The sequence below is a fragment of the Povalibacter sp. genome (assembly GCF_036735925.1).
Classification (GTDB): Bacteria; Pseudomonadota; Gammaproteobacteria; order Steroidobacterales; family Steroidobacteraceae; genus Steroidobacter.
Map to the genome: position 1 here is coordinate 94,798 of NZ_DAINNK010000006.1, position 16,152 is coordinate 110,949.

Consider the following 16,152-nt stretch of genomic DNA (forward strand, 5'->3'; position numbering starts at 1 on the left):
TACCCGGAGACCCGAACATGAAACGCACCACCGCCGACATCATCGATGAATACGGACCCTTTCCCGGAGTCGACGCCGTCCACGGCGTCACGTTCGATGGCGAGCGCGTCTGGTTCGCCTCGGGCGAACGGCTGAATGCGCTCGATCCGCAAAGCGGCAAAACGCTGCGCTCGATCGACGTGGCCGCACATGCGGGCACGGCCTTCGACGGCCGACATCTGTTCCAGATCGCGGAGAACCGCATCCAGAAGATCGATCCGCAGACCGGCCGCGTGCTGGCGACCATTCCCGCGCCCGGTGGCGGCGGCGATTCGGGGCTCACGTGGGCAGAGGGCTCGCTGTGGGTCGGTCAGTATCGCGATCGCAAGATTCACCAGATCGATCCGGACACGGGCAACGTCCTGCGCACGATCGAGTCGAACCGTTTCGTCACGGGCGTCACCTGGCTCGATGGCGAGCTGTGGCACGGCGTCTGGGAAGGTGAGGAAAACGCTCTGCGCCGCATCGACTCGCAGACCGGCGAGGTCCTGGAGCAACTCGACCTGCCGGCCGGCGTCAATGTGTCCGGACTGGAATCGGACGGCCGCGAGCGCTTCTTCTGCGGCGGCGCCCGCAGCGGCAGGATCAGGACGGTGCGCCGGCCTGGGAAGGGCCGGTGAGAATTCTGCTGTAGGTCAGGCTTTAGCCTGACTCCTCAGAGGCCGGCTAAAGCCGGCCCCACAGGAAGAGGAAGAGGAAGGCAGAAATCACCCCGCCTTCGGCGGTACGCGCTCGGCCACCAGCGCTTCCATGCACAGGAACTTCGTCGTCGACCAGCCGCCGTCCAGCGCGATCGTCTGGCCGTTGATGTAGCTGCCCTCGGGCGAGGCGAGGAAGAAGATCGCATTGGCGACGTCTTCGACCGTGCCTTCGCGATCGAACGGCGTCATTTCCTGGTTGATGCGGCGGAAGCCGGGCGCGTCCCAGTAGGCATCGGTCATTTCCGTTCGGATGACGCCCGGTGCGACGACGTTCGAGCGGATGCCTTTCGCGCCGTACTGAACGGCGAGTGTCTGCGTGAGGCCCTGCAATCCGGCTTTGACGGCGCAGTAGATGCCGCCGTCGAGGCCGCCGAGCAGGCCGAATACCGAGCCGACCATGACGATCGATGAGCCGGGCTTCATCACGTTGAGCGCCGCGCGCGTGAAACGGAAGGGCGCCTTGAGGCTGGTGTCGATCACTTCGTTCATGGTTGCGTCGTCGGTGGCGTGCACGGGCGCCCACTTCGCGGCGCCCGCGTTGTTGACGAGCGAATCGAGCCGGCCGAACCGTTTCATCGCCGCGTCGACGGCGCGTTCCGGGCTGTCGGCGGCGGTGACGTCCGCGACCACGATGTCGACTTCCGCCGGAGCGAGTTCCTTCGCGAGCTGTTCGAGCCGTTCCTTGCGGCGCGCGACGGCGACGATGTTCCAGCCGCCCTTGGCGAAGCGCCGTGCGGCGGCATCGCCGATGCCTGAGCTGGCGCCGGTGATCAGAACGACTGGTTTTGTAGACGTCATGGTGTTCCCCGCATTCGATGTAAATCGTGTTCTGCTGTTCTCACCCCTTCCTCCGCGACAGCGGGGGAGGGTTGGGGTGGGGGCTCTTCCTGTCGGTCAGGCTTTAGCCTGACAGTTCTCAGGCCGGCTGAAGCCGGCCCCACAGGAAGAGTCCCTGCCGCTTCAGAGTCAGACTGAAGCCTGCAGCCGCTTCGCAACCAGCTCCCGCAGCGCCGCCGACTTCACCTTCGCACTGCCGGTCAGCGACAGCTCGTGCTCCTCGAAGAACAGCACACGCCGCGGCACCTTGTAGCTGGCGAGCTGTTCCTTGAGAAAATCGCGAATCGCGGCTTCATCGACCGACGCACCCTCGTGCCGCACGGCGCAGGAAACGACCATCTCGCCCAGCGTTTCATGCGGTACGCCGACGGTGTGGCCGATCTTGATGCCCGGAAACGTGTTCAGGATCAGATCGACCTCGACCGGCGAAACGTTCGCGCCGCCGGTCTTGATGATGTCGTTGAGACGGCCTTCCCAGTACACGAAGCCGCGGTCGTCGACATAGCCGCCGTCGCCGGTGTGAAAGAATCCTTCGGCATCGAGCGAGTCCTCGCGCGGGATGCCCACGTAGCCGAGCATCAATGTCGCGCCCTTCACGGCGATCTCGCCGCGTTCGCCGCGCCGCACGATTTCGCCGCTGAGCGGATCGACGATCTTGAGCGTGTTGCCCGGCAATACCTGGCCGTAGCTGTCACCGACGATGTCCAGTGAAGTGCCGGAGTCGTAGGCGGTGACGATGGTGAAGGTTTCGGTGACGCCGTAGGCGCGCGGCTCGGTCCACTCCGAGTGCACGGTGGGGTGCCGCGCGAGCGCGCTCTTGCGATCGACGAAGCGCACGCTGGAGAGATCCACATCGTTCCAGTTCGATGCTTCTTCGAGTCGCGACCATTGATGCGGCCAGGCGAGCGGCAGGTTCACTTTCTCCGCCTGGATGAGTGCCAGCGCTTCGGCGGGCGAGAACGTCGGCTGCAGCACCAGCGTGCCGCCCGACGAGAACGTGATGCCGAGCGCCATGCCGAACACGCCCGACCAGAAAAATCCGTTGGCCGGCCAGCAGCGCACGTTCTCGACACCGATGATGCGGCACCAGCGCCACATCTGGATGGCGACGCCGCGATGCGCATTGAGAATGCCTTTCGGTTTGCTGGTCGTGCCGGAAGAAAAGAACAGCACGCCGGGATCGCTCGGCTGCACGGTCGCAGCCGTCGCATCGACGAGCGCCGGCGATACCGATTCGCCCTGTCGCAGGAAGGTGGACCAGCTTTCGATCGCGCCGCTGGCGCCGTCGTCGAGGACGGCGAGACGACGCAGGAACGGATACTTCAACGATTCGAGCTCACCCGGTGTGGCGTTGCCGATCGCGGGTTCGAGTTCCTTGAGGACTGCAGCGAAATCGCGATTCAGGACCTGGCGCTCGAACAGCAGGATCGAAATGCCCGAAGCCTGCAGCAGATGATCGAGTTCGGACGGCGTCGAGAACGTGCTGAGTCCGACGACCACGCCGCCGGCGAGCGAGGTACCGAATGCGGCGGCCAGATGCTCCGGCCGGTTCGTCATCAGGATGCCGACGCGGCCGCCCTTGTTGAGCCCGCAGGCGAGCAGGGCGCGCGCGACTTCCACTGAACGATCCCACCATTGCCGGTAGGTCCAGCGTTGTGTGCCTTCGGGCGAGCGGCAGACGATGGCTTCGCGATCGGCGTAGCGCGTCGTGACTTCACGGATGTAGCCGGACAGCGTGAGCGGGCCGAGGCCGGGTTCTTCGGCGAGCGGTGGACCGGAGAGGATGGCGGCTGCGGGGTTCATGCTTCACCCCTTCCCCCGCTTGCGGGGGAAGGTTGGGATGGGGGTGTTTCCGGCAGTGCTGCTGCGGCGAAGCAGCCCCCTCCCTGCCCTCCCCCCGCAAGCGGAGGAGGGGAAGGAAGGAGAGGCAATCCTGTTGATTGCCATCACAACGGGATTTCCACCTCGGCCTTCGCATCCACCAGCCGCTGCCCATCCTGATTGCTCAGCCGCACGGCGATCTGCACCAGCGGCCGGCCGTTGGCGGCTTCGGGATCCTTGCCGATCACTTCGCCTTCGCAGTACGTCACGTCGCCTTCGAACGCCGGGCCGCGGAACTGCGATTTCGAGTGCCAGATGTAGCCGTCGTGACCGGCCCAGTAGCCGAGATAGTCGTGCACCCACGCGCCCATCGTCGCGCCGTAACCGTACGCACGCGCCATGCCGATCTCGCCGGCGCGATCGTCGTCGATGTGGCCGCGCGAAGGGCCGTTGAACAGGCCGTCGCGACGCCGCGGATCGATCTTCGCTTCCTCGTAGTCGCAGGTGAAGCCTTCGAGCCAGCCGGCGTCCTGGTCGGTCCAGGGATCTTCCACGTCCTTCGGAATGACCCAGTGCCACGAACCCCAGGTGTCGAACATGAAGGCGCGGTATTCGCAGGTGAACGAGGCGATCGAATGCGGGCCGATCACGCGGCGCGGCAGCTTGTCGCCGACCTTCACTTCATCGAAGTGCGGCGAGAGGCCGAGACGGTTCGACATCAGCCAGTCGAAGCGGATCTTCTCGATCTGCTTCAGTTCATCGCGCGTCCAGCGCTTCACCGGCGCGAGCGTGTTTTCGTACATGCCGCGCTTCTTCGCCTCGTCGGCGAGATAGCGGATCGCGGTGGCGCGTTCCTTGGCGACGGGATCGCCGTGCTGGTTGGTGTGGATCGTATCGCCGTTCGAGAACATGGTCGGGCCGGCGAACTTGGTGTCGGCCACCTTGTAGCTGTGGAACCAGCGCTTCTGCGACAGACGATCGCCCGGGCGGATGCGCGGACCGTAGAACCACCATTCCTCGCCGCCGAAGATCAGGTGCGAACCGGGAATCTTTCCCACGCAGGCAGGCTGTACGCCGTGCGCGAAATCCATCGACACCGTGAACGACTGCGGCGCGACGATGCCGCCGAACTTGCTGTTGCGGGCGAAGTCCTCGTTCCAGTGCAGCGGGTTCGGATAGTCGAGCGCATGCACCCAGCGACGGATGTCCTGCGCGCCGCACGGTTCCCACAGTTGTCCGCCGCCCACTTCCTTGCCGACCCGCGGATCGACGTCGCTCAGATCGAGCTGGACCGAATCATTCGTGGGGGAGTTGGCGGCCATGCGGGGCGGTCCTCGACAGTCGTGGAAGCGGAAAGCGTGATCTTAGCCAGCGCGGGTGAGGAGCGGACTGGCATTGCAGGGAAGGGCAACGTGCGGGGCAGCGCCGGAGAAGGGGGTTCTTCCTGTGGGGGCGGCTTCAGCCGGCCTCAGATGTAGGTCAGGCTTCAGCCTGACTCTGAAGAAGGCCGGCTGAAGCCGGCCCCACAGGAGGAGCCGATCCGCTCGGACGCCCATGCCGACGCATTCAGCATCTGTCCCGCCAGTTCCTGCCGCGCGCTGTCGGACAGCTGCCCGTTGAAGGCGTGCGCGCTCAGACAGAAGCGGACCTGCTGGAGATCGTCCGTCACCGCAGTGGCGATCGACGTGACGCCGCGCAGCTGGTGTCCGTCATCGACACCCCAGCCCGTCTGCCGCGTCTGGGCCACTTCCGCGAGGTATCGATCGAGCGCGACCGGCTCGTCCCAGCGCAGGGCGGCGAACTGCTCGGCAATGTCGGCATCGGCGAGCTGGCAGGCTGCCGCGATGCAACGTCCCGTCGCGCCGAGCAGCAGCGGTACGCGCTGGCCGATCGTGAGATGGATGCGTGTGCTGGTAAAGCCCGTCGCGTAGCCCACCAGCAGGACGGACGTCTTCTGCACGCGCCACAGTCCGATCGTGAGCGCCCAGTCGTCGGCGAGCTGTTCGATGCGCTCGCGCATCCAGCCGTACATGGCATTGGGATCGAGCGCATGACGCGCGAGAGCGGCCACGCCGCGGCCCAGCGAATACGCCTTGGTATCGCGATCGAACTCGACGAAGTGTTCGGCCGCCATCGTCTTCAGGATGTTGAAACACGCACTCGGCGTGCAGCCGACCGCCCGCGCGATGGCGTTGACGCCCATGGGCCGGCGGCTCAGCGCGAGGTGACGCAGGATCGCGATCGAAACCGCCACGGCGCGCACGGCCGGCTTCGCGCGTTCGGCCGACAGCCGGTCGTCGCGATCGATCCGCGCCTCGTCGTGCAGGGTGCTTGCCGACATGAATCCCGTTCCCGCTGACACTTGCGAGCCGGCAGTGTGGAGCGTCCCGCGCCGTCCGTCCTGCGCCCGCCACCCTGGGGCAAGGTCAGGTTCTGCTGCAGGCATTCTCCGGAGTCGGAGTAACCGCAAAGAACGCATAGTCAGAGAAGAAAATGGCCGCAAAAGGCGCAAAGTCCGAAGGATTCCGTTTTGCGCCTTTTGCGGTTATCTCTTCTCTCCGTCTTTGCGTTCTATGCGGTTGCTCCGACTCTTGATCGGTCTCTCCTTGCCTCCGTCCGCAATGGCATTTGGTTGACCTTGCACCCTCGCGGCACCGGGCAAGCCGATGAGCGATAGTGCCCGCGGTTCCACACAGGGGTGGCGCGGTGCGCGCGTTGAGCAATCTACGGGTTCTCGAACTGGCCGGCGGCGTGGCGGGCGAATACTGCGGCAAGCTGCTGGCGGACTTCGGCGCGGAAGTCATCAAGATCGAGGCGCCCGGGACGGGCAGCGAGACGCGGCGCATGGCGCCGTTCGCCGAAGGAGCGCAGGCCAACGAGAACAGCGGACTGTTCGCCTACCTCAACACCGGCAAGCGCTCGGTCACGCTCGATCTCGGCAGCGATGCAGGCCGGCAGGTATTGCAGCGGCTGCTCGCGCGGATCGATGTCGTCCTCGACGATCACGCGCCGGGCTATCTCGAAGCGCTCGGTATCGATCCGTCACGCTGCGGTAGTGACGAGTCGGGCCTGACCGTCTGCTGCATCACGCCGTTCGGCTACGACGCGCCTCCTGACGTGCACAAGGCCTACAGCCTCAACGTCTTTCACAGCAGCGGCTGGGGGTATCACTCGCCGAGTGCGCCCGATCCGGGCACGCCGCCGTTGCAGGGCGCGGGACGGTTCGTGGTCGACTACGAATCGGGACTGAGCGCCGCGATCGCGCTGATGGCTGCGCTCTACTGGCGCGAGGATTCGCGTCGCGGCCAGTTCATCGATGTATCGCAGCAGGAATCGCTGGCCTCGCTCAGCGACTACGTGCTCAGCCAGATGGTCGACGGCGCGATGGACGTGAGCACGCGGCGCTCGGCGTTCGATCTCGGCGGGCCGGCGACGTTCTTCCGCTGCGCCGACGGCTATGTCTACCTGTTCATTTCCGAGCCGGGCCACTGGAAGGGCCTGAGCACGCTGATGGGCGATCCGCAATGGATGACGGAGTTTCCCGATCGCTGGCTGGAGCTGCATCTCACGCCGGAGCGCATCGAGCGCTGCCGCACGCACATCGGCGAGTGGATGAAGGATCAGCAGAAGATGGACGTCGTAGCGCGGGCGCAGAAGCTCGGCATTCCGCTCGCGTCGGTGAACACGGCGGCGGATATTGTCGAATCGCCGCAGATGCAGTTCCGCGGGTTCTTCGTCGAAGTCGAGCATCCGGTGCTGGGGCGGCGGTCGTATCCGACGGTGCCGTATCGGTTGAGCGCGACGCCGGCGGGGATTGCTTCTGCGGCGCCGTTGCTGGGGCAGCATACGGAGCAGGTGTTGAGTGGGGTGGAAGCGTGAACCTGCGTGCCATGATTTGCCCCCACCCTGTCCCTCCCCCGCTATCGCGGAGGAGGGGACGCTCTGTCCAACTTCGCAGCACCTTCCGGTCCCCTCCTCCGCGCAGCGGGGGAGGGTTAGGGTGGGGGCAGCATCAATGACCCCACTCTCCACCGGCCCGCTGCACGGCGTCCGCGTCATCGAACTCACCAAGATCTGGGCCGGCCCCTACGCGGGCAAACTGCTCGCCTTCCTCGGCGCCGAAGTCATCCGCGTCGAAAGTCTCGATTCGCTCGACGCCTCGCGCCGCTTCGGCGTGAAGGACATCAACGCCGCTCCGGGCTTCCAGGCCGTGAATCCCGGCAAGTGCAGCATCCAGCTCAACATGAAATCCGACGAAGGCCAGCGCCTGCTTGCCGACCTGGTGAAGAAGTCCGACATCGTCATCGAGAACCTGCGACCCGGCGCCGCGAAACGCCTGGGTTTCGGCTACGAACAGCTGCGCGAACTGAAGCGCGACATCATCGCCGTGGCGATGAGCATGCACGGGCAGGAAGGCCCGCTGAGCTATCAGACCGGCTACGCGCCTTCGTTCTCGGCGCTGGGCGGCGTGTGTCATCTCGTGGGCCTGAAGGACGGCGCGCCGAAACTGCTCAATGTGCGCTACGGCGACAGCAGCTATGGCTCGGCGGCCGCATTTGCCGCACTGGTCGCGCTGTATCACCGTCGTCGCACGGGCGAAGGACAGTACGTCGACGTATCGGCGGTCGAGACCCTCGCTTCCGTCGTCGGCGATGCCTTCATGGAATATTTCCTGACGGGCAAGGTGCCGACGCGCAATGCCAACCGTCACTCGGAGATGGCGCCGCACGGCGTCTATCCGTGCGGCGACGAAGACTGGATCAGCATCGCGGTGCGCACCCAGGACGAGTGGCATGCGTTGTGTGCGGCGATGGGCAATCCCGCGCTGGCGGCGGATCCGCGTTTCGTCGATCGCGCCGCACGCCAGCAGCACGCCGCGGAACTCGATGTCCTGCTCGAAGCCTGGACGAAGCCGCAGGATGCGCAGGAACTCGGCGAGCGTCTGCGCGCGCGCGGCGTCGCCGCGTTCAAGAGCCTCAATTCCATCGACCTCGTCAGCTCCGATCATCTCTGGCGTCGCGGTTTCTTCCAGCACGTGAGCGATCCGGCGCGCGGCGAGATGTCGATCGCCGGCGCGCCGTGGCGGCTGTCGCTGACGCCGGCGAAGATCACGCGCTCGGCGCCGCGGCTCGGCGAGCATAATGATTATGTTTTCGGCGAACTGCTCGGTCTGAGCGAGGCCGAGCGCGAACGTCTGGTTGCGGAGAAGATCGTCTACTGATTCTTCCTGTAGGTCAGGCTGAAGCCTGACCTACAGGAAGACCTGGAGAACACCATGGCCACATTCATTCCGCTGCGTCCGCGCATCGGCGCCGAAGCGCAGGTCACGCGCGAAGAGATGCTCGATCCCGCATTCGCCGGCTCGTGTCTCGCGGCGCTCGAAAAGCATGGCGTGCTGCTGTTTCCGCAGGTCCACCTCACCGACGAGCAGCAGGTGGAATTCAGCTCGCATCTCGGCAAGGTGATTCCGCAGGGGCCGAAGCGCGCCGACGGCACGCGGGAGATCGTGTTCAAGATCACGCTGGACCAGAAAGAGAACAATGCCGCCGAGTATCTGAAGTCCACGGTGCACTGGCACATCGATGGCCTGTTCGATGAAACACCGCCGCCCAGGGCGACGCTGCTGTCGGGCCGGCGACTCTCGCCCACCGGCGGCCAGACGGAGTTCTGCAATGTGTATGCGGCTTACGAAGACCTGAGCGAGGCGGACCGCCGCGCATGCGATTCGCTGCGCATCATGCACAGCCTCGAAGCGTCGAACCGCGTCTGGAATCCCGGCGCGAGCGAGGAAGAACGCACACGCTGGCGCAATCACCGCAAGCCCAAGGAACATCCGCTGGTGTGGAAGCACGCCTCGGGCCGCAAGTCGCTGGTGCTCGGCATGACGGTGGACTACGTCGTCGGCATGCCGGCTGCCGGGAGCGCCGCGCTGGTCGAACGGCTGACCGCGCATACCACGCGTCCCGAGAACGTGTATCGCCACGAGTGGTCGGTCGGCGATCTGCTGATCTGGGACAACTGCGGCGTCATGCATCGCGCGCTGCCGTACGATCCGACGTCGGGACGCATGATGCATCGGACGGTGCTGGATGGCATTGAAGCGATCACGTAGGAGAAAGCAGATGGCCGCAAAAGGCGCAAAAATAGCCGGAATACCTTGGATTCTCCTTTGTGCTTTTTGCGCCTTTTGCGGCCATTCTTCTTTCTGATCCCATGACCGACCACCCCCCGCGCCTCGAACCCATCCTGCCGTCGCACTACGACGCCGTCGCGCTCGATGCGATGAGCACGTTCCCCGGCGCGCGCGACTTCCTGGTCAATGCCTGGCAATCGGGCCGTCGCGACATCGCGGGCCTCCATCTGATGGGCGCGCTGCTGCATCACCCCGAGCTGTGCAAGGCTTTCCTCGCTTTCGAAAAGCATGTGTTCAGCGCCAGTTCGCTGCCGTTTCGCGAACGCGAGCTGGCGATCCTGCGCATCAGCTGGCTGCAGCGCTGCGAGTACGAGTACGCGCAGCACCTGCCGCAGGGGCGCAAGGCGGGGCTGAGCGAGATCGAACTGCAGCGGATTCCGTCGGGTTCGGCGGCGGACGGCTGGAGCGCACAGGACGCTGATCTGCTGCGCGGCGTCGAAGAACTGCACCGCGACGCGCGGCTTGCCGACGACACGTGGTCGCGGCTGTCGCGGTGCTTCGATACGCGCCAGATGATGGACTTCGTCCTGCTCGTCGGCTGCTTCGGATCGCTGTGCGCGTTTGCGAACAGCGTGAATGTGCAACTGGAGGAAGGCATCGCACCGCTGGACGCGGTGTCGAAGGTGCGGCTCGGCCTCTGGCCCGTTCCGCCGCCTGAGTCGCCCCCTCCCTGACCCTCCCTGCGACAGGCGATTCCCATGAGCACGAATCCTTCTCTCCTCTTCGAACGCGAGGGCGCGGTGGCGACCTTGCGTCTCAATCGTCCGGACGTCGGCAATGCACTCGACATTCCGCTGGCGCGCTCGCTGATGGAGGCGGCCATCCAGTGCGACGAGGACGATGCGATCCGCTGCGTCGTGCTGACCGGCAATGGACGCATGTTCTGCGCCGGCGGCGATGTCGGCGCCTTCGCCGCGGCCGGGGATTCCCTGCCCGCGATGCTCAAGGAAATCACCGCGTACCTGCATGCCGCGATCACGCGCCTGTCGCGTATGGGCAAGCCGCTGGTGACTGCAGTCAACGGCCCGGCCGCGGGCGCCGGCTATAGTCTCGCGGTGCTGGGCGACATCGCGCTCGCGGCACGTTCCGCGCATTTCACGCTGGCCTACACGGCGCTCGGGCTGACGCCGGACGGCGGCTCCACCTGGCTGCTGCCGCGCCTGGTGGGTCTGCGTCGCGCGCAGGAACTGGCGTTGCTGAACAAGCGCCTGTCGGCAGAAGAAGCTGCGACGCTGGGACTGGTTACGCGCGCCGTCGACGACGCCGGCCTCGGTGCGGAGGCCGGGCAGATCGCGCAGCAGCTCGCGGCGTCGGCCACGCCGGCGCTCGGCAAGGTCCGCAACCTGCTGCTGACGAGTTTCAGCTCGACGCTGGAAGCGCAGATGGAAGCCGAGGCGCGCTCGATCGCCGATTCGAGCAGGACCAGGTACGGCCGCGAAGGCGTCGCCGCGTTCGTCACGCGCCGCAAGCCGGATTTCACTTGACGAGAGGTTCGCATGAGTGAGGCATACATCGTTCAGGCGCTGCGCACGGCAGGCGGTCGCCGCAAGGGCCGGCTGGCCGGCTGGCATCCCGCGGACCTGGCGGGCGAAGTGCTGAATGCGCTGGTCGATCGCAGCGGCATCGATCCGGCGGCCGTCGAAGACGTGGTGTTCGGCTGCGTGAGCCAGGTCGGCGAGCAGGCGTTCCACGTCGGCCGCAACGCGGTGCTCGCTTCGAAGCTGCCGGACAGCGTGCCGGCGGTGTCGATCGATCGTCAGTGCGGTTCGTCGCAGCAGGCCGTGCACTTCGCGGCACAGGCCGTGATGTCGGGCACGCAGGATGTGGTGATCGCCGCGGGTGTCGAGAGCATGACGCGCGTGCCGATGGGTTCGCCGACGGATCTCGCCGTCAAGGCCGGGCTCGGCGGTCCGTGGAGCGAGCGCATCCGCAAGCGATATGGCGTCGAGGAATTCAGCCAGTTCACCGGCGCGCAGATGCTCGCCGACAAGTACAGGCTCAGCCGCGAAGAACTCGATCAGTATGCGCTGCGCAGTCATCAGCTCGCCGCCGCGGCAACGCGCGCCGGCGCCTTCAAGAATGAAATCGTGCAGGTCGCCGTCGACGGCGGCCTGCACACCGAAGACGAAGGCATCCGCTACGACGCGAGCATCGAAAGCATCCGCTCGGTGAAGCTGCTGAAGGAAGGCGGCGTGCTGACCGCGGCGAATGCCAGCCAGATGTGCGACGGCGCGGCCGGCGTGCTGGTCGTGAGCGAACGTGCGCTGAAGACGCACGGACTCAAGCCGCTGGCGCGCATCCACAACCTGACCGTGGTCGGCGGCGATCCGGTGGTCATGCTGGAACAGCCGATCCCGGGTACGAAGCGCGCGCTGGAACGTGCGAGCATGAAGCTCTCCGACATCGATCTGTTCGAGATCAACGAAGCCTTCGCCTCCGTGACACTCTCCTGGCTCAAGGCGCTCGGCGCCGATCCCGACAAGCTCAACGTGAACGGCGGCGCGATCGCGCTGGGTCATCCGCTCGGCGCGACCGGCGCCAAGCTGATGGCGACGCTGGTGCACGCGCTGCGTGCGCGCGGCAAGCGGTACGGACTGCAATCCATGTGCGAAGGCGGCGGCCTCGCCAACATGACCATCATCGAGGCGCTTTAGGATCATGGCGATCACGACTCCATTCACGAAGCTCATGGGCATCGAGCACCCGATCGTGCAGGGCGGCATGCAGTGGGTCGGTCGCGCCGAAATGGCGGCGGCCGTGTCCAACGCGGGCGGCCTCGGCGTGCTCACCGGGCTCACGCAGCCGACGCCCGAGGCGCTGACGAAGGAAATCGAACGCTGCCGCTCCATGACCGACAAGCCCTTCGGCGTGAACCTCACCATCCTGCCGACCATGACGCCGCCGCCGTACGCCGAGTACCGCCGCGCGATCATCGAAAGCGGCATCAAGATCGTGGAAACGGCGGGCTCGAAGCCGCAGGAACACGTGAATGAATTCAAGGCCAACGGCATCAAGGTCATTCACAAGTGCACGTCGGTGCGTCATGCGCTGTCGGCGGAGCGCATGGGCGTGGACGTCATTTCCATCGACGGCTTCGAATGCGCCGGTCATCCGGGCGAGGACGATGTTCCCGGTCTCATCCTGATTCCCGCCACCGTCGACAAGGTGAAGATTCCGATCATCGCTTCCGGCGGCTTCGCCGATGCGCGCGGCCTGGTCGCGGCGCTGGCGCTCGGTGCGCAGGGCATCAACATGGGCACGCGCTTCTGCGCGACGAAGGAAGCGCCCATCCACGAACGGGCGAAGCAGCTGATCGTCGAGAACGACGAGCGCGGCACCAATCTCATTTTCCGCAAGCTGCACAACACGGCGCGCGTCGGCAAGAACAGCGTGTCGGACGAGGTCGTGAAGATCCTCGCGCAGTCCGAGGCGAAGTTCGAAGACGTGGCGCACCTGGTGAAGGGCGCGCAGGGCCGCAAGCTGCTGGAAACCGGCGATCTCGATGCGGGCCTGATCTGGGCCGGTCAGTCGCAGGGCCTGATCCACGACATCCCCTCCGTCGCCGAACTGCTGACGCGCATGATCGAAGAAGCGAGCGCGATCATCCGCGGCCGGCTGGCGGGCTTCGCGGCTTGAGACGGAGGGCTTTCCCTGTGGGTCAGGCTTTAGCCTGACTTCTTCGATCCCGGAGGCGGCTCCATATCCGTTGCTTGTCGGCGTGGATGGCAAAGTAGAATGAAGTCCATCCCCGCCCGACAAGGATCGATCGATGTCGTTTTTTTCGCGCTTTCGCAAAGCGCCGCCTGCTCCGGCTCCGGTGGAGCCACGGGACGCCGTACCGCCGGCCGCACCTGCCACGCCAGCCGTCGATGCAGCCGCGGCTGCGGCCCAGGAGGAAGCGACGCTGCGTGACGCGATGGCGTCGGGAGATTTCCCGGCGGTATCGCGCGCGGTCGTCGGTGGATCGTCCACCCGAATCAGGCAGCTCGCCGCCGAGGCCATCGACGATCCGCAGCAGATCCGCGAGCTGATCCGCAAGGTCCGCGGCGGCAACGACAAGAACGTCTACCGGATCCTGACGCGCAAGCGCGATGCGCTGCTGGCGCGCGAGCGCGACGTGGAGTTGCAGCAGGCCGAGATCGGCGCAGCGTCCGCGGAAATCGAGCGGCACAGCCGACGGGTCTACGATTCGCTGTTCACGCCGCATCTGGAGCAGCTCGAGGGTCGCTGGAATGCCGTCGCGGCCGGCGCGGAGCCGGCCATCGCGCAGAAGACACAGCAGGCGATCGACCGCGCCCGCGAAGTCATCGCGCAGCATCTGCGCCAGGTGGCCGCGCAGGCCGCTGCCGAACTGGCCGCGGCGAATGCGGCGGCCGCAGCTCGCGCGCAACGCGAACAGGAAGAACACGCGGCAGCGGAGGCAGCCGCGGAGCGTGCGAGAGTCGAGGAGGAGGATCGCAAGGCCCGCTCCGGGAAACTCGAAGCCGAGGCCCAGGCGCTCGGCCAGATCGGTGGCCTGCTGCGCAAGGCGCATGGCGCGCTGGCCTCGGGCAGCAGCCGCACCGCCGCCGGGCTGCGTCGCGCCATCGAAGAAAAAATTGCCGGTGCGCCGCCGCTGCCGGCGCATCTTGCCAGCCAGTTGAAACAGCTCGACACCCGCCTGGAGGAACTGAAGGACTGGAAGAGTTTCTCGGTCGCGCCCAAGCGGATTGAACTCATCGAACGGATGGAAGCGTTGATCGGAGCGACCATGCATCCGACCGCACTCGCCGGCCAGATCCGGAGCCTGCAGGAACAGTGGCGCACCCTGAGCAAGGGCGCGGGCGGCGGCGACGCGGAGGCCGAGTGGCAGCGCTTTCACGAAGCCTCGCAGCAGGCGTTCCAGCCGTGCCGCGAGTTCTTCGAGGCGCAGGATCGGCTGAAGCAGGAGAACCTGCAGCGGCGCGGCGAGCTGTTCGAGCGCCTGCTCGCCTTCGAGCAGCGGCAGGACTGGGAGCAGCCCGACTGGCGCATGACGATCACGGCGCTGCGTGAAGCCAGGCAGCTGTGGCGCGGCCATTCGCCTGTGGATCCGGTGGCGGGTGAGCCGCTGGAGCAACAGTTCAGTGAGCTTGCGGCCGCGCTGCAGGGCCGCATCGATGCCGAATACGCCCGCAATGTCAGGACGAAGAAATCGCTCATCGAACGCGCCCGCGGCCTGCTGTCGGCGCCGGACAGCCGCGCCGCCGCCGAAGAAGTGAAACGGCTGCAGGACACCTGGAAGTCGGTCGGCCCCGTCTCGCGCGAGGACGATCGCACGCTGTGGGAAGCCTTCCGCGAGCAGTGCGATGCCCTGTTCCAGAAGCGCCAGCAGGAATTCGACAGCCGCAACGCCGCATTGGAAACCCACCGGCTCCAGGCGAGCGGGTTGTGCGACGAGCTGGATGCCATCGCCGGCCTTACGGGTCAGGCGCTGCTCGAAGGCGCCAGGAAGCTGCCCGAACTGCGTCTCGCCTTCGATGCCATCGAAGAACTGCCGCGGGCGAGCACGCGACAGCTTCAGGACCGCTTCGAGCGGGCCTTCGAGCGGTGCAGGCGTGCGGTCGCGCAACAGCATGCGCGCGATGCCGAGCGCGGCTGGATCGAGCTGTTCGACGCGGCGAACGCCGTGCGCGCCTATCGGCTCGCGGCGGCGAAGCAGGCCGATGCGGCGCAACTCGACGCGTTGAAGCAGGCCGCAGAGGCGCGATTGGCCGGTGCGGCCCCGTTTCCCAAGGGAAGCGTGGAGGCGTTGCAGGCCGCTCTCGAACGCGCCGGCGACGACGATCTGGCAGCGAATGAACTGGCGCTGCGACAGCTGTGCATCCGTGCGGAGATCCTCGCGGACCGGGCGTCTCCTGCCGAGGATCTGGCATTGCGCCGCGAATATCAGCTGCGACGATTGCAGCAGGGCATGGGACAGGGATCGGCGGCGCCGGAGTCGCTCGATGCGCTCGCCTTCGAATGGCTGGCGGTGGGGCCGGTCGAAGAGGTCAGCTATCTGCGCCTCGCCGAACGCTTCAGGAACTGCCGCAGGCAGCTCGTGCGATAGAAATTCTCACGGCAGGGTGGAGGCCGGCGAGTGCCGGCCTCCACGTCGACGACTTCACTTCCTGTCGGTGGCGGTCACCGCATAGATCGTCACCGTGCCGCTGACCTCATTGGCGACCACCAGCAGCGGATCGCGCGTCGGGCTGTCCTTGGCGTCGATGAAGATCACGCCTTCGGGGCCCAGATCCTTCGCGGCGGGTGCCGTGGCGGGATCGACCGAGAAATCGCGGTTGTTCACGTAGTCGACGAACACCGGCGCGCGCGGCGTGGTGACGTCGTAGATCATGATGCCGCCCTGGCGCTCCAGACCCACGAACGCATACGTGCGTTTTCCGACCTGGCCGACGGTGACGGCTTCCGGTTCCGGTCCCTTGTTGTCCGAGCGGCTGTCGAAGGCGCGGTCGTCGTTGCTGGCGTTGAAGAACGCCGGCTCGCGGGCCGCGATGATGCGTTCGAAGTCGCTGCCGCTGTCGAACACCAGCGAACCGTCCA

General features: G+C 66.2%; 14 protein-coding genes. 9 read left to right on the forward strand and 5 right to left on the reverse strand.

Annotated features, from left to right (window positions below; translation table 11 throughout):
• Window positions 1-17 precede the first annotated feature (17 nt).
• Window positions 18-659, forward strand: coding sequence for a Vgb family protein (locus V7D81_RS03795; RefSeq protein ID WP_324314603.1), 642 nt, complete (start codon window positions 18-20; stop codon window positions 657-659).
• Between the two features lie 87 nt (window positions 660-746).
• Here the strand turns inward: V7D81_RS03795 and V7D81_RS03800 are convergent, their stop codons facing one another.
• The 4 genes from V7D81_RS03800 to V7D81_RS03815 all read right to left on the reverse strand — a co-directional run bounded on the left by V7D81_RS03800 (window position 747) and on the right by V7D81_RS03815 (window position 5,739).
• Entirely contained in the window at window positions 747-1,538 is a 792-nt protein-coding gene (locus V7D81_RS03800) for an SDR family NAD(P)-dependent oxidoreductase (protein ID WP_324314605.1), read from the reverse strand.
• A gap of 168 nt (window positions 1,539-1,706) precedes the next feature.
• Window positions 1,707-3,380 carry a class I adenylate-forming enzyme family protein gene (locus V7D81_RS03805; protein ID WP_324314606.1) on the reverse strand — a complete coding sequence of 558 codons (1,674 nt, stop codon included), beginning with the start codon at window positions 3,378-3,380 and terminating at the stop codon, window positions 1,707-1,709.
• A gap of 143 nt (window positions 3,381-3,523) precedes the next feature.
• Window positions 3,524-4,720 carry a MaoC family dehydratase gene (locus V7D81_RS03810; protein ID WP_324314607.1) on the reverse strand — a complete coding sequence of 399 codons (1,197 nt, stop codon included), beginning with the start codon at window positions 4,718-4,720 and terminating at the stop codon, window positions 3,524-3,526.
• A gap of 164 nt (window positions 4,721-4,884) precedes the next feature.
• The gene (locus V7D81_RS03815; protein WP_324314608.1) at window positions 4,885-5,739 is read right to left on the reverse strand and encodes an IclR family transcriptional regulator; all 855 of its coding nucleotides are present in this window, start codon (window positions 5,737-5,739) and stop codon (window positions 4,885-4,887) included.
• A 374-nt stretch (window positions 5,740-6,113) separates the two neighbouring features.
• Here V7D81_RS03815 and V7D81_RS03820 point away from each other — a divergent pair, with 374 nt between their 5' ends.
• From V7D81_RS03820 to V7D81_RS03855, 8 genes are all read left to right on the forward strand, one after another.
• A complete protein-coding gene (locus V7D81_RS03820) occupies window positions 6,114-7,277 on the forward strand; it encodes a CaiB/BaiF CoA transferase family protein (RefSeq protein WP_324314610.1) in 1,164 nt (387 codons plus the stop codon).
• 136 nt (window positions 7,278-7,413) lie between these two features.
• Window positions 7,414-8,619, forward strand: a complete 1,206-nt coding sequence (locus V7D81_RS03825) for a CaiB/BaiF CoA transferase family protein (RefSeq protein WP_324314612.1) — start codon at window positions 7,414-7,416, stop codon at window positions 8,617-8,619.
• A gap of 54 nt (window positions 8,620-8,673) precedes the next feature.
• Complete coding sequence (locus tag V7D81_RS03830; protein ID WP_324314614.1) at window positions 8,674-9,510, forward strand: TauD/TfdA dioxygenase family protein; 837 nt, start codon at window positions 8,674-8,676, stop codon at window positions 9,508-9,510.
• Between the two features lie 101 nt (window positions 9,511-9,611).
• Window positions 9,612-10,265, forward strand: a complete 654-nt coding sequence (locus V7D81_RS03835; protein ID WP_324314615.1) for a carboxymuconolactone decarboxylase family protein — start codon at window positions 9,612-9,614, stop codon at window positions 10,263-10,265.
• 24 nt (window positions 10,266-10,289) lie between these two features.
• Window positions 10,290-11,075 carry an enoyl-CoA hydratase/isomerase family protein gene (locus V7D81_RS03840; RefSeq protein ID WP_324314617.1) on the forward strand — a complete coding sequence of 262 codons (786 nt, stop codon included), beginning with the start codon at window positions 10,290-10,292 and terminating at the stop codon, window positions 11,073-11,075.
• Window positions 11,076-11,087: 12 nt separating this feature from the next.
• A complete protein-coding gene (locus tag V7D81_RS03845; protein WP_324314618.1) occupies window positions 11,088-12,245 on the forward strand; it encodes an acetyl-CoA C-acetyltransferase in 1,158 nt (385 codons plus the stop codon).
• Between the two features lie 4 nt (window positions 12,246-12,249).
• Window positions 12,250-13,227, forward strand: coding sequence for an NAD(P)H-dependent flavin oxidoreductase (locus tag V7D81_RS03850; RefSeq protein ID WP_324314619.1), 978 nt, complete (start codon window positions 12,250-12,252; stop codon window positions 13,225-13,227).
• 133 nt (window positions 13,228-13,360) lie between these two features.
• Window positions 13,361-15,661, forward strand: a complete 2,301-nt coding sequence (locus tag V7D81_RS03855) for a DUF349 domain-containing protein (RefSeq protein WP_324314620.1) — start codon at window positions 13,361-13,363, stop codon at window positions 15,659-15,661.
• A 54-nt stretch (window positions 15,662-15,715) separates the two neighbouring features.
• On the opposite strand, the gene V7D81_RS03860 is transcribed toward V7D81_RS03855, so the two are convergent.
• Window positions 15,716-16,152, reverse strand: a 437-nt coding sequence (locus V7D81_RS03860; RefSeq protein WP_324314621.1) for a choice-of-anchor I domain-containing protein, incomplete at its 5' end; no start/stop codon positions are given.

What these genes read in the sequence shown, in the direction of transcription:
- V7D81_RS03830 (WP_324314614.1), top strand. Translation starts at nt 8,674, where the DNA reads ATGGCCACATTCATTCCGCTGCGTCCGCGCATCGGCGCCGAAGCGCAG.
- V7D81_RS03795 (WP_324314603.1), top strand. Translation starts at nt 18, where the DNA reads ATGAAACGCACCACCGCCGACATCATCGATGAATACGGACCCTTTCCC.
- V7D81_RS03855 (WP_324314620.1), top strand. Translation starts at nt 13,361, where the DNA reads ATGTCGTTTTTTTCGCGCTTTCGCAAAGCGCCGCCTGCTCCGGCTCCG.
- V7D81_RS03825 (WP_324314612.1), top strand. Translation starts at nt 7,414, where the DNA reads ATGACCCCACTCTCCACCGGCCCGCTGCACGGCGTCCGCGTCATCGAA.
- V7D81_RS03805 (WP_324314606.1), bottom strand. Translation starts at nt 3,380, where the DNA reads ATGAACCCCGCAGCCGCCATCCTCTCCGGTCCACCGCTCGCCGAAGAA.
- V7D81_RS03810 (WP_324314607.1), bottom strand. Translation starts at nt 4,720, where the DNA reads ATGGCCGCCAACTCCCCCACGAATGATTCGGTCCAGCTCGATCTGAGC.
- V7D81_RS03840 (WP_324314617.1), top strand. Translation starts at nt 10,290, where the DNA reads ATGAGCACGAATCCTTCTCTCCTCTTCGAACGCGAGGGCGCGGTGGCG.
- V7D81_RS03850 (WP_324314619.1), top strand. Translation starts at nt 12,250, where the DNA reads ATGGCGATCACGACTCCATTCACGAAGCTCATGGGCATCGAGCACCCG.
- V7D81_RS03800 (WP_324314605.1), bottom strand. Translation starts at nt 1,538, where the DNA reads ATGACGTCTACAAAACCAGTCGTTCTGATCACCGGCGCCAGCTCAGGC.
- V7D81_RS03815 (WP_324314608.1), bottom strand. Translation starts at nt 5,739, where the DNA reads ATGTCGGCAAGCACCCTGCACGACGAGGCGCGGATCGATCGCGACGAC.
- V7D81_RS03845 (WP_324314618.1), top strand. Translation starts at nt 11,088, where the DNA reads ATGAGTGAGGCATACATCGTTCAGGCGCTGCGCACGGCAGGCGGTCGC.
- V7D81_RS03835 (WP_324314615.1), top strand. Translation starts at nt 9,612, where the DNA reads ATGACCGACCACCCCCCGCGCCTCGAACCCATCCTGCCGTCGCACTAC.